This window comes from Nocardioides sp. ChNu-153 (assembly GCF_030466625.1).
GTDB lineage: Bacteria > Actinomycetota > Actinomycetes > Propionibacteriales > Nocardioidaceae > Nocardioides.
Genome location: NZ_JADEVT010000008.1, coordinates 44,788 through 60,092 on the forward strand (window position 1 = coordinate 44,788; position 15,305 = coordinate 60,092).

13 protein-coding genes and 1 tRNA gene are annotated in these 15,305 nt (G+C 74.2%); 6 read left to right on the forward strand and 8 right to left on the reverse strand.

The annotated features are described in order from the left end of the window. Genes INN71_RS11610 through tmk form a run of 3 tightly spaced genes read right to left on the reverse strand, consistent with a single transcriptional unit; the run spans position 1 to position 3,484 of the window. Positions 1-1,584: an alpha/beta hydrolase gene (locus INN71_RS11610; protein ID WP_277499516.1), complete on the reverse strand. Its 1,584-nt coding sequence runs from the start codon at positions 1,582-1,584 to the stop codon at positions 1-3. Continuing rightward, a complete protein-coding gene (locus tag INN71_RS11615) occupies positions 1,581-2,762 on the reverse strand; it encodes a DNA polymerase III subunit delta' (RefSeq protein ID WP_277499515.1) in 1,182 nt (393 codons plus the stop codon). The genes INN71_RS11610 and INN71_RS11615 overlap by 4 nt, the downstream gene beginning before the upstream one ends. Continuing rightward, entirely contained in the window at positions 2,759-3,484 is a 726-nt protein-coding gene (gene tmk / locus INN71_RS11620) for a dTMP kinase (protein WP_277499514.1), read from the reverse strand. Before tmk ends, INN71_RS11615 begins: the two co-directional genes overlap by 4 nt. Positions 3,485-3,655: 171 nt before the next feature. On the opposite strand from tmk, the gene INN71_RS11625 reads away from it, so the two are divergent. From INN71_RS11625 to INN71_RS11645, 5 genes are all read left to right on the forward strand, one after another. After that, positions 3,656-4,270, forward strand: coding sequence for a DUF4178 domain-containing protein (locus INN71_RS11625; protein WP_277499513.1), 615 nt, complete (start codon positions 3,656-3,658; stop codon positions 4,268-4,270). Positions 4,271-4,281: 11 nt separating this feature from the next. Then, positions 4,282-4,725 carry a DUF4247 domain-containing protein gene (locus tag INN71_RS11630; RefSeq protein ID WP_277499512.1) on the forward strand — a complete coding sequence of 148 codons (444 nt, stop codon included), beginning with the start codon at positions 4,282-4,284 and terminating at the stop codon, positions 4,723-4,725. Positions 4,726-4,818: 93 nt separating this feature from the next. Continuing rightward, complete coding sequence (locus INN71_RS11635) at positions 4,819-5,241, forward strand: DUF350 domain-containing protein (protein WP_277499511.1); 423 nt, start codon at positions 4,819-4,821, stop codon at positions 5,239-5,241. Next, on the forward strand, positions 5,238-6,869 hold the full coding sequence (locus tag INN71_RS11640; RefSeq protein WP_277499572.1) for a polyamine aminopropyltransferase: 1,632 nt from the start codon (positions 5,238-5,240) through the stop codon (positions 6,867-6,869). Before INN71_RS11635 ends, INN71_RS11640 begins: the two co-directional genes overlap by 4 nt. Then, the gene (locus INN71_RS11645; RefSeq protein WP_277499510.1) at positions 6,869-7,894 is read left to right on the forward strand and encodes an ion channel; all 1,026 of its coding nucleotides are present in this window, start codon (positions 6,869-6,871) and stop codon (positions 7,892-7,894) included. Before INN71_RS11640 ends, INN71_RS11645 begins: the two co-directional genes overlap by 1 nt. 13 nt (positions 7,895-7,907) lie before the next feature. Here the strand turns inward: INN71_RS11645 and topA are convergent, their stop codons facing one another. Next, on the reverse strand, positions 7,908-10,652 hold the full coding sequence (gene topA, locus INN71_RS11650) for a type I DNA topoisomerase (RefSeq protein WP_277499509.1): 2,745 nt from the start codon (positions 10,650-10,652) through the stop codon (positions 7,908-7,910). A 213-nt stretch (positions 10,653-10,865) separates the two neighbouring features. Here topA and INN71_RS11655 point away from each other — a divergent pair, with 213 nt between their 5' ends. Next, positions 10,866-11,690 carry a hypothetical protein gene (locus tag INN71_RS11655; protein WP_277499508.1) on the forward strand — a complete coding sequence of 275 codons (825 nt, stop codon included), beginning with the start codon at positions 10,866-10,868 and terminating at the stop codon, positions 11,688-11,690. A 12-nt stretch (positions 11,691-11,702) separates the two neighbouring features. Here INN71_RS11655 and INN71_RS11660 read toward each other — a convergent pair whose 3' ends face one another. From INN71_RS11660 to INN71_RS11675, 4 genes are all read right to left on the reverse strand, one after another. Beyond that, positions 11,703-13,214, reverse strand: a complete 1,512-nt coding sequence (locus INN71_RS11660) for a class I SAM-dependent methyltransferase (protein WP_277499507.1) — start codon at positions 13,212-13,214, stop codon at positions 11,703-11,705. 115 nt (positions 13,215-13,329) lie between these two features. After that, positions 13,330-13,533 (reverse strand): cold-shock protein, encoded by a 204-nt coding sequence (locus INN71_RS11665; RefSeq protein WP_277499506.1) that lies wholly within the window; start codon positions 13,531-13,533, stop codon positions 13,330-13,332. 324 nt (positions 13,534-13,857) lie between these two features. Continuing rightward, entirely contained in the window at positions 13,858-15,087 is a 1,230-nt protein-coding gene (locus INN71_RS11670; RefSeq protein WP_277499505.1) for a CynX/NimT family MFS transporter, read from the reverse strand. 74 nt (positions 15,088-15,161) lie between these two features. Then, positions 15,162-15,234, reverse strand: a tRNA-Lys gene (locus INN71_RS11675). Positions 15,235-15,305: the final 71 nt, after the last annotated feature.

Here is a 15,305-nt window from a genome sequence, read left to right on the forward strand (position 1 = left end):
TCAGGCTGCGCAGGTCGTGCCGTCGTCCGGCACCTCGCCGTCGACGAGGAACGCCTCCACGGTCTCGTCGATGCAGTCGTTGCCCGAGCCGTAGGCGGTGTGACCCTCGCCCTCCCGGGTCAGCAGGACGCCCGACTCGAGCTGCTCGGCCATCGCGACGGCCTCCTCGTACGGCGTGGCCGGGTCGCCCGTCGTACCGACGACGAGGATGGGCTCCGCGCCGGCGCCGCGGATCTCGCGGCGCTCCTCGCTCGTGCGCCCCGGGTACCCGCTGCACCAGCCGAGACCGAGCTGGCCGCCCTCGCCGAAGGTGGGCGAGGCGGCGGCGAAGTCGTCCGCGTACGGCGCGGCCTCCTGCGGCGTCAGGCTGGTCGGGTCGTCGAGGCACGAGATGGCGTAGAACGCCTCCATGAGGTTGGAGTTGTAGCTGCCGTCCTCGTTGCGGTCGGCGTACAGGTCGGCCAGCAGGAGCAGCAGCGTGCCGTCGCCGGCGAACGCGGTCTCGAGGCCCTGGGTCAGGTAGGTCCAGCTGTCCTCGCTGTAGAGCGCGGCCTGGATGCCGGTCGTGGCCAGCGCCTGCGTCAGCTCGCGGTCACCGACGGCCAGCGGCTGCGCGAGCAGGCCGTCGAGGAAGCCGTTCACCGCCGCGTCGGCCTCCTCCACCGTCGCGCCCAGCGAGCACGCGGTCTCGACGCAGTCGGCCAGGTAGTTGTCCCACGCCAGCTCGAAGCCGGCGACCTGGCTCAGCGACCCGTCGATGCGCGAGAGCGACGGGTCGGTCGCGCCGTCGAGCACCAGCGAGCCGGCGCGCTCGGGGAAGTACTCGGCGTATGTCGCGCCCAGCGTGGTGCCGTAGGAGAAGCCCAGGTAGTGCAGCGAGGAGTCCCCCACCGCGGCGCGCAGCACGTCCATGTCGCGGGCGCTCTCGACGGTGGAGACGTGGTCGACGAGGTCGCCCGACAGCACGGCGCAGCCCTCGCCCATCCGCTGCTGCCAGCCCTCGACCTCGGCCACGCCCTCCGGCGTCGTCGGGTCGACGGAGTCGGCCAGGTAGGCGTCGAGCTCGGCGTCGGAGAGGCAGTCGATCGGGCGGCTGGCGCCGGTGCCGCGCGGGTCGAAGCCCACGACGTCGAAGCGGTCGAGCAGCACCTGCCCGTACGCCGCGCTGCCCCGCGTCGCCATCTCGGAGCCCGGCGCCCCGGGGCCGCCGGGGTTCACCACGAGCGAGCCGATCCGGTCGTCGGGCTCGTCGGCGGGGTCCCGCACGAGCTTGAGCTCGATGGTCTCGCCGTCGGGCTCGGCGTAGTCGAGCGGCACCTCGAGCTGGGCGCAGTCGAACTCGTCGCCCTCGTCGTCGCACTCCTCCCAGTCGATCTCCTGGGAGTAGAACGGCTCGAGCTCCGGGCTCGGCGGGGTGCGGGCGTCGTCGTCCTCCGTCGAGGCGCCGTCGCCGGCGGCCTCCTGACGCCCGCCGGTCTCGCGGACGTCATCACCGCCACCCCTCACCAGCACCACCGCGGTCACGGCTCCCGCCACGACCACCACCAGTGCCAGCACCAACGCCAGGACTGCTCCTCGCCTCACGCGTCCCCCACCCTCGTCGAGGTCCCCGCGCCGACACCACCGGTCGTCGGCAGGAGACCCGCCGCCATCGACTCGAGCGCCAGCATGACAGGGACGTTGAACTCCAGCATCTGCTCGCGGGCCGCGAAGATCGCGTCGATGCACCGCAGGCAGCCCTCGGCGCCGCGCTGGTCGGCGAGCACCTGCACGTCGTCGCGCAGCTCCTCGTTGACCAGCTCGCCGCCCGCGCCGACGGCCAGCGCGACGGCGTCGCGGTAGACCGACACCAGGTCCGTCAGCGCCCGGTCGACCACGTCGAGGTGGCGACGCTTGGCCCGCGACTTCTGCTCGCGCTCGAGCGCGGCGCGGGCGGGCGCGTACTCCCGCGGCCGGCGGCCCCGCTCGACCACGCCGTACGCCGCGTCGAGGTCGGCGCGCTCGGCCGCGTCGAGCTCGACCGTGATGGCCTCGGCCTCCTGCCTCGTCGTCTCGTTGAGGGTCGCGGCCGCCGTCATCGCCGCGCCGAGCGACCGCAGCCGCCCCGGGAGAGCGACCACCGCCGCCCGCCGCTGCCGGGTCGCCTCGTCCGTGGCGAGCGCCCGCGCCCGGCCGATGTGGCCCTGGCTGGCGCGGGCCGCGTACGCCGCGAGGTCGGGCGGCACGTCGCAGGTGCGCTCGAGGAACGCGGCCACGTCGGCCGCCGCCGGGGTCGTCAGCGTGACGAGCCGGCAGCGCGAGCGGATGGTCGGCAGCACGTCCTCGACCGTGGGGGCGCACAGCATCCACACCGTGCGCTCCGTCGGCTCCTCGATCGCCTTGAGCAACGCGTTGAACGCCTGGTCGGTGAGCCGGTCGGCGTCCTCCACGACCAGCACCTGCCAGCGCCGCCCGACCGGGGCGAGGGCGGAGCGGCGCACCAGGTCCCGCACCTGGTCGACGCCGATGGACAGGCGCTGGGTGCGGATGACGCCGACGTCGGCGTGCGAGCCGGCCAGCACGGTGCGGCAGTCGTGGCACTCGCCGCAGCCGCCCCGCTCGCACTGCAGCGCGGCGGCGAACGCGATCGCCGCGTTGGAGCGACCCGAGCCGGGCGGGCCCGTGAAGAGCCAGGCGTGCGTCATGCCCCGGCCCTCCCGCGCGGCCGGGGCCAGCGCGGCGATGGCCGGGCGCTGGCCCACGAGGCCGTCCCAGACGCTCACGCGCCCTCCCCGCCGGTCTGGTCGGCCCCGTCGCCGCGGACTGCCTGGCCCAGCAGCGGGGCGACGCGCTCCCACACCGCCGACGCGATCTCCGCGCGGGTGCCCCGCGCGTCGACGACGAGGTAGTGGGCCGGGTCCTGGGCCGCGAGGGCCAGGAACGCCTGGCGGGCGCGCTCGTGGAACTCGGCGGACTCGGCCTCGATGCGGTCGCGGCCCTCGAGACGGCCCAGCCCGGCCGCCGGCGGCACGTCGAGCACGACGGTCAGGTGGGGACGCAGCCCCCGGGTGGCCCAGCGGGCGACCTGCTCGAGCCCGGCCAGCGCGTCGCCGAGCGCCCGGCCGGCCCCCTGGTAGGCGAGGGTGGAGTCGACGTACCGGTCCGTCACCACCACCGCGCCGCGCTCCAGCGCGGGCAGCACGACGCGCTCGACGTGCTCCGCCTTGTCGGCGGCGTAGAGCAGCGCCTCGGTGCGGGCCGCGAGGTCGCCGGTGGCCGGGTCGAGCACGATGCGGCGCAGCTCGCGGCCCACCGCGGTGTCGCCGGGCTCGAACGTCGGCACCACCTCGTAGCCCCCCGCCCGCAGCCGCTCGACGAGCAGGGCCGACTGCGTCGACTTGCCGCCACCGTCGCCGCCCTCGAGGCAGACGAAGACCCCGGTGCTCGTGCGGACGGGGGCGGGGGTCCCGTCCGTCGGCGGCGGGGGCACGGGGGGGACGCTCACGGCGACGAACCTACGAGGTCGCACCGACACCCGGCCACCCGCGGGGTGGTGGCGGCCGCCGACCTGTGGACGGGGCTGGCGGTCCCCGGCGCGGCGTGGTGGGGTTTGGGCGTCCGGGCGCGGGGTAACGAGGCTCCGGATCCCGTCCGACCCCCTGAGGAGTGATCGTCCGTGTGGTGGCTCATCCTGCTGCTGGTGCTGGCCGCTGCCGTCGCGGCCGCCGTCGTCGTGGCGCGCACGCGCAAGCCCGCGACCAGCGGCTCCCGACCGCCCGGTGACGTGATCGCCGAGAACGACCTGGCCTCCGTCGAGCCGCTGCGACGCCTGCGGGTGGGCGACATCGTGGAGTACCAGGGCGCGATGCTCTTCGTCCGCGGCCGCCTCGACTTCGACGAGTCCGGCTACACGTGGACCGAGCACTTCCTCGACGACGCCGAGGCCCGCCGCTGGCTCTCGGTGGAGGACGACGAGGGCTTCGAGGTCGCGCTGTGGCGCGGCATCCCCGCGGGCGACGTCGAGCAGGGCGCTCCCGGCGACCGCGACGTCATCGTCGGCGGCGTGGCCTACCGGCTGCAGGAGCGGGGCTCCGCGGCCTTCCGCTCCCAGGGCTCGACGGGTACCGCCCCGCAGGGCACCGCGGAGTACGTCGACTACGCCAGCGCCGACGGCAAGCACCTGCTCGGCTTCGAGAACTTCGGCGGCAGCTGGGAGGCCTCGCTCGGCGAGCCCCTCCAGCCGTGGGAGCTCACCGTCTACCCGGGCTCCGACGAGCCCGGCGCCCGCTGAGAGGGTCGCCCGTGAGCTCACGCGCCAAGGGCCTGCTGATCGTCGGGGCCCTCCTCCTCGTCGGCATCGTGCTCGTCCCGATCCTCTTCGGCGGCTTCGGCAACGGCCCGAAGGACTGGATCGACGACCACTACGAGCACGTCTCGGGCTCCGACCCCGACGACGAGACGGTCACGTGGCGCTCGGACGACGACGTCACGACCACCGCCGCCGCCATCGCCGCCGGCACGAACCCGTCGGACCGTCGCGAGGCCGACGGCCGGGCCTTCCTGCGCTACAGCAACGACTGGATGGTGACGGTCTCGGACGACGGCGACGGCTCGCGCATCACCCTCGACGAGTTCGACCGCGGCTACTCCAACAACAGCACCTTCGTGGGCTTCTGGGGCGGCTACTACGGCGGCGGGGGCGGCGGCAGCAGCTACCGCGGGGGCGGTTCCGGCTCCGGGAAGTGACCCGGCCGACCGCCCGCACCACCCGCACCACCTGCTCCACCCCGGCACAGCACGCGCACCCCACGAGCACCGACCCGCACCGAAAGGCACGACATGCCCGAGCTCCTCGACGAGTCCCTCGCGACCCTGGCCTTCGCCGGGGTCGGCCTCCTCCTGCTCGTCATCGGCTACTTCATGGTCGACCTGCTGACCCCGGGCCACCTCGGCCGGCAGGTCTTCGTCGAGCACCGCCGCGACGCCGCCCTGGTGCTGGCCTCGACCCAGGTCTCACTCGGGTTCATCATCGCCACGGCGTTCTGGACGGCCCAGGGCGACACGTGGGACACGCTGCTGGAGGCCTCGGTCTTCGGCCTCATCGGCGTCGCCCTGCTCGGCCTCTCGTTCTGGCTCCTCGACCTGGTGACCCCGGGCAGCCTCGCCGAGCTGGTGGTCGACGACTCCGACGACCCGGCGGCGTACGTCGCGGTCGCGGTCCAGCTCGCGGTCGGCCTGGTCGTCGCCGCGTCGATCAGCTGAGCGCCACCACCGCTCCCGCCCCCGGGGCCGGCGCCGCGCCCCGGGGGGTCTCGGCGCGCGCGCTGCGCGTGGTCGTGCTCGCCGCGGTCTTCGTGTGCGCCGCGTGCGGCCTCGTCTACGAGCTCTCCCTCGTCACCCTCGGCAGCTACCTGCTCGGCAACACCGTCACCCAGACCTCCCTCGTGCTCGCGGTGACCATGTTCGCGATGGGTGTGGGCGCCGTCGCGGCCAAGCCGCTGCTCGGCCACCCCTTGCGCGCCTTCGTCGGCGTCGAGCTCGCGCTCGCGGTCGTCGGCGGCTTCTCCGTGCCCGCCTTGTACGCCGCCTTCGCCTGGCTCTCGCTCTACACCCCGGCGATGGTCGTCGCGTCCTTCGCCATCGGCCTGCTGGTCGGGGCCGAGATCCCGCTGCTCATGGCGCTGCTGCAGCAGCTGCGCCGCCAGGACGCGGCCCACGCCGTCGCCGACATCAACGCCGTCGACTACGTCGGAGCGCTCGTCGGCGGCCTCGCGTTCCCCTTCCTGCTGCTCCCCCTGCTCGGCCTGCTCGACGGCGCGCTGGCCACGGCCGCGCTCAACGTGGCCGCCGCCGCCGTCGTGGCGCTCGCCCTGGGCCGCCGGGCCCGCACCCGTACGCCGCTGCTCGTCGCGGTCTCCGCGTGCGTCGTCACCGCGCTGGCCCTGGGGCTCATGGCGTGGCGGGCGAGCGCCTTCGAGGCGACGGCCCAGCAGGCGCTCTACCGCGACCCGATCGTCCACAGCGAGCGGTCGGCGTACCAGTCGATCGTCGTGACCCGCGGGTGGTTCCAGGGTGCGGAGTTCGACGACGTGCGGCTCTACCTCGACGGCGACCTGCAGTTCTCGTCCGTGGACGAGTACCGCTACCACGAGATGCTCGTGCACCCGGCCATGGCGGGCCCGCACGCCCGGGTGCTCGTGCTCGGCGGCGGGGACGGCCTGGCGCTGCGCGAGGTGCTGGGGTACGACGACGTCGAGGAGGTCACGCTCGTCGACCTCGACCCGGCGGTCGTCGACCTGGCCCGCCGCTACGAGCCGATCCGCGACCTCAACGAGGACGCGTGGGCCGACCCCCGGGTGACCTACGAGGCCGCCGACGCGTTCTCGTGGGCCCGCGGCGCCGCCGACGCCGGGGAGAGCTACGACGTGGTGGTCGTGGACTACCCGGACCCGGACTCGCCCGCGCTGGCCAAGCTCTACTCGCGGGAGCACTACGCGACGCTGCGCTCGCTCCTCGCCCCCGACGCGCGGCTGGTCGTGCAGTCGGGCTCACCCTTCTTCGCCCCCGACGCGTTCTGGTGCGTGCGACGCACGCTCGCCGACGCCGGCTTCGCCACGACGCCGTACCACGCGGACGTGCCGTCCTTCGGCGACTGGGGCTGGGTGCTGGCGACCGCCGACGGCCCCGGCGGCACGGACGGCACGGGCGCGACGGTCGCGCCGCCCCTCGACATCGCGGCCGGGGCCCCGGCGACGCGCTTCGCCTCCCCGGGCGTGCTCGACGCGGCGGCGGTCTTCCCGCCCGACATGGCCGATCGCCCCGGTGACGTGTCGACGCTCCTGGACCCCGCGATCCTGCGCTACTCCGAGCACGCCTGGGTGGGTTACTGATGGTCTTCGTCCTCGCCCGGCTCTGGGCCCGGTTCACCTCGCGCGTCACGTGGCGCACGCCCCTGATCGTGCTGCTCGTCGTGTTCAGCACCAGCTGGGCCGCGATGGCCCTGCTCGAGCCCGACGGAGACATCGCCGACCCCGCCAACTACTGGTGGTGGTTCCTCGTCACGGCCTCCACGGTGGGGTACGGCGACTACTTCCCGGTCACGACGGGCGGCCGGCTCGTGGGCGCCTACGTCGTCGCCGGAGGCGTGGCCACCCTCACCACCTTCTTCACCCACCTCGCCGCCACGCTGGCGAACGCGAAGGGACGACGCATGAACGGCCTCCTCAGCCTCGACCTCTCCGGCCACCTCGTGCTGGTCGGCTACACCGCCGGGCGCACCGACCGGCTCGTCGCCGACCTGCGCGCGGAGGACGACACCACGATCGTCGTGTGCGCCTGGGAGGACCAGGTGCCCCAGCACCCCCTGGTCGACGTCGCGGGGGTCGAGTTCGTGCGCGGCGACCTGACCGACCTGGCCGTGCTGCGGCGGGCCGCGATCGACCGGGCCTCCGCCGTGCTCGTCGACGCCCGCGACGACAACGAGGCCATCACGCTCACCGTGGCGGCCGAGGAGGCCGCGCCGGGAGTCCACACGGTCGTCACCCTGCGCGACGTCGCGCGACGTCGTACCGTGCGCCGCATCGACCCCACGGTGCACTGCGTGCAGTGGCACGCGCTGGGGCTCGTCCTCGACGAGCTGGCCGACCCCGGCATCGCGACCGTGTACGACGAGCTGATGACCCCCGGCGGGCCGAGCACCTGGTCGACGGTCGTGCCCGACGGCGCCGACGCGACGTACGGCGAGTGGCAGCGCACGCTCGGCGAGACCAGCGCCACCACGGTGCTGGCCCTCGGCGTCGACGGCGACGTGCACGTCAGCCCCGACTGGGCGACGCGGGTGCCGGCGGGGGCGACGCTCTACTACGTCGGGCCCCGCCGGCTCACGCCGGAGAACCTGCGGGCCGCGCTCGGCTGAGCGCGGCCCGCGGTCAGGCCTTCTTGGCCGTGGCCTTCGTGGTCTTCCCCGCGGTCGTCTTCTTGGCGGTGGTCTTCTTGGCGGCGGTCTTCTTCGCCGCCGTCTTCTTCGCGGGGGCCTTCTTGGCCGGCGCCTTCTTGGCGCCCTTCTTCGTGGCGGGGCCCTTCGCGCGGCGCTCGGCCAGCAGCTCCGCCGCCCGCTCGAGCGTCACGGCCTCGACCGAGTCGTCCTTGCGCAGCGTCGCGTTGAACTCGCCGTCGGTCACGTACTCGCCGAAGCGACCGGCCTTCACCACGATCGGCTGGCCGGAGACCGGGTCGTTGCCGAGCTCCTTGAGCGGCGGCGCGGCCGCGGCGCGACCCCGCTGCTTCGGCTGCGCGTAGATCGCGAGCGCCTCGTCGAGGGTGATGTCGAAGATCTGGTCCTCGCTCGTGAGCGAGCGCGAGTCCGTGCCCTTCTTCAGGTACGGGCCGTAGCGGCCGTTCTGCGCCGTGATCTCCACGCCCTGGGCGTCGGTGCCCACGACGCGCGGCAGGCTCAGCAGCTTGACGGCCTGGTCGATGGTCACCGTGTCGAGCGTCATCGAGGAGAACAGCGAGCCGGTGCGCGGCTTCGCCGACTTCGGCGCGTCCTCGGGCAGCAGCTCGGTGACGTAGGGACCGAACCGACCGTTCTTGGCCACGACGACGAGGCCCGTCTCCGGGTGGCGGCCGAGCTCGCGCTCCTCACCGGCCGGGTTGGCCAGCAGCTCCTCGGCCTTCTCCAGCGTCAGCTCGTCGGGGGGCAGGTCGTCGGGCACGTTCGCCCGCTTCGCGAAGGCCGTGCCGTCGTCGCCGGGGCCCTCCAGGTAGGGGCCGTACTTGCCGACCCGCAGGTGGATGTCCGACTCCTCCGCGGAGGCGCCGAACGGCAGCGGGATGGTCGCGAGCCCCTTCGCGTCGATGTCGCCCAGCTCGTTGACGAGCTTCTTCAGCCCGTCCACGTCGCCGCTGCCGAAGTAGAACTCCGCGAGCTCGGTGTTGCGGTCCGAGCGGCCCGCGGCGATCTCGTCGAGCACGTCCTCCATCTGGGCGGTGAACTCGTAGTCGATCTGGCGGGGGAAGTGCTCGGTGAGCAGCCGCACCACGGAGAAGGCGAGCCACGCGGGCACCAGCGCGGTGCCCTTCTTGTAGACGTAGCCGCGGTTGAGGATCGTGCCGATGATCGAGGCGTACGTCGACGGGCGGCCGATCTCCCGGTCCTCGAGCTCCTTGATCAGCGTCGCCTCGGTGTAGCGCGACGGGGGCTTGGTCTCGTGGCCGTTCGCGGTGAGCGACGCGGCCGAGACGGCGTCGCCCTCGGCGAGCGCCGGCAGGCGTGTCTCCTGGTCGTCGCTGGCGGCGCCGTGGTCGGTGCCCTCGACGTACGCCTTGAGGAACCCGTGGAACGTGATGACGCGACCCGACGCGGAGAAGACGACGTCCTCGCCGGTCGCCGCGGTGCCACCGATGCGGATCGAGACCGACTGGCCGACGGCGTCGCGCATCTGCGAGGCGACCGTGCGCATCCAGATGAGCTCGTAGAGGCGGAACTGCTCCCCCGTCAGCCCGGTCTGCGCCGGCGTGCGGAACGACTCGCCCGCGGGGCGGATGGCCTCGTGCGCCTCCTGCGCGTTCTTGACCTTGCTCGCGTAGACCCGGGGCCGGTCCGGCACGTACTCCGCGCCGTACAGCTCGCGGACCTGGTCGCGGGCCGCGGCGACCGCGCCCTCCGAGAGGGTGGTCGAGTCGGTGCGCATGTAGGTGATGAAGCCGTTCTCGTAGAGCCGCTGCGCGACCGACATGGTCACGCTCGCGCTCATCCCGAGCTTGCGGCTCGCCTCCTGCTGCAGCGTCGTGGTGCGGAACGGCGCGTACGGCGAGCGCTTGTAGGGCTTCGACTCGACCGAGCGCACGTCGTACGTCGACTCGGCGAGCGCGCCGACGAGGCCCTCGGCGCGGGCGCGGTCGAGGTGGACGACCTTGCCCTCGGAGGCGGTCTTCAGCAGGCCGTCGGGGCCGAAGTCCGAGCCCCGGGCGACGCGGGCGCCGTCGACGGAGTGGACCTTCGCCGGGAACATCCGCTGGTCGTGGTCGCTGCCGGCGTCGAAGGTGCCCTCGAGGTCCCAGTACGACGCCGGGCGGAACCGCAGGCGCTCGGCCTCGCGGTCCACGACGAGGCGGGTCGCGACCGACTGCACGCGGCCCGCGGACAGGCCGCTCATCACCTTGCGCCACAGCACCGGCGAGACCTCGTAGCCGTAGAGGCGGTCGAGGATGCGACGGGTCTCCTGCGCCTCCACCAGGTCCATCGCCAGCTCGCGCGGGTGCTCGGCCGCCTCGAGGATGGCCTGCTTGGTGATCTCGTGGAAGACCATCCGCTTGACGGGGATGTTCTTCGGCTTCAGCTCGTCGAGCAGGTGCCACGCGATGGCCTCGCCCTCGCGGTCGCCGTCGGTGGCGAGGAAGAGCTCGTCGGCGCCCTTCAGCAGGCCCTTGAGCTTGCTGATGTGGGACTTCTTGTCGCGGGGCACCACGTAGTAGGGCTCGAAGCCGTTGTCGACGTCGACCGCGAGGCGGCCCCACGGCTTGTCCTTGATCTTGGCGGGGGTGTCCGCGGCGTTGTTGGGCAGGTCGCGGATGTGCCCGATCGAGGACTCCACGACGTACCCCTCGCCCAGGTAACCCGCGATCGTCCGGGCCTTCGCAGGCGACTCGACGATCACCAGCTTGTGTGCCACGACTCCCTCTCCCACTGCGTCACGCGAGGACCGCGACCCATCTCCGGGCCCCCACGGCGGGTCACAGTAGCGCGGAACCCCGACGGGGACGCGAGTCGAGGCGGCGTCGTCCCCAGGCCCGCGGGCCCGCGCCGGACCTGTGGAGGAGCGGGCCGGGAGGTCGGCGCGCGGTGCCAGGGTGGCTGCCACCACACGACCGAGGGGGAGCACGAGATGTACGACGACTGGCCCGACCCGCCGCCCGAGCGGTGGCGCGACGACGAGACGGAACCCACGCGCCGCGCGGAGGTCGGCGGCCTCGCCCCGCCCCGCCCGGCGTTCGAGCGCGGCGACCGCCTGACCCACCTCGTGCTCGTCGACGGCCGCCTCGTCGACGCGTGGACGGAGCCCGTCGAGCTGACGCCGTGGGCGGGGGTCGCCGAGGCCCTGGACCGCCCCCGTCGTCCGGCCCCCGACCCGGCCCCGCCCCCGCCGCCCCGTCACGCGCAGGTGCTCGCCTGGCTGGACGACCTGGTCGGCGGCCGGGAGGCGCTGCTGGCCCTGACCCCGGAGGCACCGGCCCCCGGCGAGGCCCCGCTCGGGGTGCCCAGCGGGGTGCTCGAGCGCCGGGCCGTCGTTCGCGACCTCGTCTCCGCGGTCGCCGAGCGCTGCTTCGACGCCGACGTCGAGGCGGCGCTGCACCGCGTCGTCGACCACCTCTGCACCGACGACCCGCTGCTGCTGACGGGGTCGCGCACCGCGGCGCAGGTCGCCGGCGGCGTGTGCTGGGTCGTCGGCCGGGCCAACGGGCTGTTCGTGCCGGGCGCCACCCAGGCGGTCGTGCGGGAGCTGCTCGGGCTCCGCGGCCAGCTGAGCTCGACGGGTCAGGTCGTGCAGCGTTCCCTGGGGCCGCGCTGGCCGTGGAGACACCACCACGTCGGGGTCGGGTCGGACCTCCTGGCCACCGGGTGGGCGGGGGTGCTCACCACGAGCACCCGGCGCCAGCTCGTGCGGGCCCGCGACCGCGCACTGGCCGAGGCGGCCGGGGACGCCGCCTGAGGCCCGCCGGGCTCAGACCTCGAGGAAGCCGTCGGCCACGAGGCCCCGCACCACGGGGAGGTACGTCGTGCGCAGCCCTGCGGCGTCCTCGTCGAGCAGCTGGGCGAGGGCGTCGAGCAGCTGGCCGACGGCGAGGTCGCCGTCGCAGGCCCCGACGAGGCCCGCCGTGACCGTGTCGGCGGCGTGCCCGCGGCGGAAGCCGCGCTGCTGGCGCAGCACGATGGCCTCGGGGTCGGCGGCGCCCGGAGCCCCGACGTTCTCCTGCCGCACGTCGGCCCGCACCCGCAGCCGGGCACCCAGCAGCGCGGCGTCGTCGAGTGCCGCCAGGTCGTCGATGGCGTGACCCCACGCGGCGATGGCGGGGGCGATCGGCTGCTCCACGTCGTACGGCCACTCCTCCAGCCGCGTGACCGGGCTGCCGGGCGCGCCGTCCGGACGGCGCCGCAGGTTGATCCAGCCGAACCCGACGCCCTCGATGCCCTGCTCGGCGAACCACGAGAGCCAGGTGTCGTAGCGGCGCAGGTAGTCCGGCGTCCCCGTGGCGCCCTCGTCGGCGAGCCACAGCTCGACGTACGCCGCGGGGTCGAGCACCTCGCGCTGCACCACGAACGCGTCGCACGCGACGCCGTCGGCGCCCGGCTCGAGCCACGACCCGAGCCGCTCGTCCCACGGCGTGCCGCGGGCGATGACCCAGTTGGCCAGCACCTGGCACCAGCCGCCGGGCACGAGGTGGCGGGGCGCGGTGCGCACGATGTCCTCGACGACCCGGTCGCCCGGCAGCCCGGAGTCGCGGTACACGAGGCGCTCGCGGGTGCCCGGCGAGATGACGAACGGCGGGTTGGTGGCGATGAGGTCGAACTGCTCGTCGCGGACGGGCTCGAAGTAGGAGCCGTCGCGCACCTCGACCGTGCCGAGGTCGTTGAGCGCGGCGTTGAGCCGGGCGATCCGCAGCGCCCGGGGGTTCACGTCGGTGGCGACCACGCGGCCGGCGTGCGTGGCCAAGTGCAGCGCCTGGACGCCGCACCCGGTGCCGAGGTCGAGCGCGGTGGCCACGTCGTCGCGGATGGTGAGCTGCGCCAACGAGGTCGAGGCGGAGCTGATGCCCAGCACGTGGTCGGTGCTGACCACGTTGGGGGCACCGTCGAGGCCCGGCGTCAGGTCGCTGACGACCCAGAAGTCGTGGTCGCCCGCGGCGTCGGGGGCGGCGTACGGGCGGCAGTCGAGCCGCGCGCGCACCTCGCCCACCCCGGCCTCCAGGATCCCCTCGACGGCGAGCCGGTCGACGAGGCCGGGCAGGGCCTGTTCCGCGGCCGAGGCCGGCACCGCGGTCTGCAGCAGGAACAGCCGGGTGAGCGTCGCCAGCGGCGATCCGTCCCCCGTGCGGGCGAGCCCGGGCGCGGTCTGGTTGCGGGCCAGGGCGGCGTGGGCCGTCGTCCCCAGCAGCTCGGCGACGGCGTCGACGGTGAAGTCGGCCGCCACGAGGGCGTCGCGCAGTCGGTGGGGGAGCTCGGCGGAGGCACTCACGGGGCCCGAGCCTAGTGCGCGCCCGCAGGGGCGGCGCCGGGAAAGGGACGAGGCCCCTCCCGCCGGAGCGGGAGGGGCCTCGTGAGCTACGGACAGGTGCGTCCGAGAGGCTCGATCAGACGGCGCGAACGTTCTCCGCCTGCGGGCCCTTGGGGCCCTGCGTGACGTCGAACTCGACCTTCTGGTTCTCGTCGAGGGACTTGTAGCCCTGCGACTGGATCGCCGAGTAGTGCACGAAGACGTCGTCGCCGCCGTCCTCCTGCGCGATGAAGCCGAAGCCCTTCTCAGCGTTGAACCACTTAACGGTGCCCAGAGTCATGTGACTCATTCTCCTCTTGTCGGGGCGAGAGCCGTCACTTCGACGACCCACACCAGATGCGGTGATACGTCGCTCCGACTGTCGTGAGTGGTAGGCCCACGAAGAAAAGCGCCGTTGGATCACAAACTCCGCGGGCGATACCTGCTGGAACTTGCACCTGTTGCGTCTCCGACAGTACCAACCCCTACCCCCAGCACGACATTCTCGGCGGCCGATTTTTTTCGGACGGCGGTGAAGACTGCGCTACGAGCCGGTGACGCGGGGGCTACGCGGCCCGTGACGACCGCTCCGCGGCTCTCCCCACCGGGCGCCGGGACACCGTCCTCAGCGACGTCGCGCACTGAGGGCGGCGGCCGAGCCCGCCACCGTGAACGTCGCGGTCGTCCCGACGACGAGGGCCAACGGCACCGTCCACGACCCGGTCGCGTCGTGGACCGCGCCGAGCAGCGTGGGGCCGACGGCGGCGACGGCGTACCCGACCGTCTGCACGAAGGTCGACATGCCCGCGCTCTCCCGGTCGGAGCGGGCGACCCGGGCGATGATGGTGAAGATGGCCGAGAAGCCGCCGCCCTGGGCGGCGCCGCCGAGCAGGCTGCCGAGCAGGTAGGCGTCGGGGGCCGCGAGCAGCTGCACCGGGAAGCTCGTCCACAGCACCCCGACGAGCGCGACCGTGCACCACTCCGGCACGCGCAGCGCCAGCAGCGGCACCCCCACCGCGCCGATGATCGCCGCGACCTGGAACACCGCGGCCAGGCCGCCGGCCGCATCGCCGGCACCCGCCTCGTCGCTCAGCACCGACGGCAGCCAGGCGGTGAGGGAGTAGTAGGACGTCGCCTGCCCGGCGAACGCCAGCGCGAGCAGCAGGACGACCGGCTCGCGCCACAGCGGGCGGGCGCGGGTGCCTCCGTCGGCCGGTACGGCGGACTCCCCCGCCCCGGGCTCCTCCGCGACGCCGCGGGCGACCGGGATCCGGCGCGGGAGCGCCACGCGCCACCACACCGCGATGGCGAGGCTCGCGACCACGGCGGGGGCGACGAGGGCGACCTGCCAGCCGGCGGCGTCGGCGAGCGGCGCCGTACCCACGAGGACGCACATCGAGCCGATGTTGAGGGTCGCGGTGTAGGCGCCGGTGACGGCGCCGACGTACGCCGGCGGCGTGGAGCGGCGGATGAGGACGGGCACCACGATGTTGCCGATGGTGATGCCGAGACCGACCACGACGGTGCCGACCGCGGCACCGGCCAGGGAGCCGGTCGAGCGCACGAGGCTGCCGAGGACGACCCCGGCGAGGCACACGACCACGGCGACCTCGGCGCCGAGGCGACGCACGACGGCCAGCGCGAGCGGGGCGGCGAGGCCGAAGCAGAGCACCGGGAGGCTGGTCAGGAGCCCGATCTCGCCGCTGCTTGCGTCGAGCGCGGAGCGCAGCTCGTCGGTGACGACCGAGACCCCGACGAACGGGGCACGGAGGTTGAGCGCCACCAGCAGGAGCGCCAGCACGGGCACCCAGGGGAACGTCGCGCGGACCGGTCGGCCGTCGGGTCCCGTGCTCACCCGCGCACGCTACGCCCGGGCGGGCCGACGCCCCGGCGGGGGGCCGGACGTGGCGCTCCGTGGGGCGGGAGCGGTAGGCCACCAGGGACTCGAACCCTGAACCAGCGGATTAAAAGTCCGATGCTCTGCCCATTGAGCTAGTGGCCCGCCGCCCCAGTCTGCCAGTGGCCAGGGCCTGCCGGCGTGCCGGGCGGGACGGGTGGGCGGGGCGGAACGGC

Bases quoted from the DNA above. Each gene is read 5' to 3' on its own strand.
- INN71_RS11635 (WP_277499511.1), top strand. From the start codon at position 4,819: ATGCCCGAGCTCCTCGACGAGTCCCTCGCGACCCTGGCCTTCGCCGGG.
- INN71_RS11645 (WP_277499510.1), top strand. From the start codon at position 6,869: ATGGTCTTCGTCCTCGCCCGGCTCTGGGCCCGGTTCACCTCGCGCGTC.
- INN71_RS11655 (WP_277499508.1), top strand. From the start codon at position 10,866: ATGTACGACGACTGGCCCGACCCGCCGCCCGAGCGGTGGCGCGACGAC.
- INN71_RS11665 (WP_277499506.1), bottom strand. From the start codon at position 13,533: ATGACTCTGGGCACCGTTAAGTGGTTCAACGCTGAGAAGGGCTTCGGC.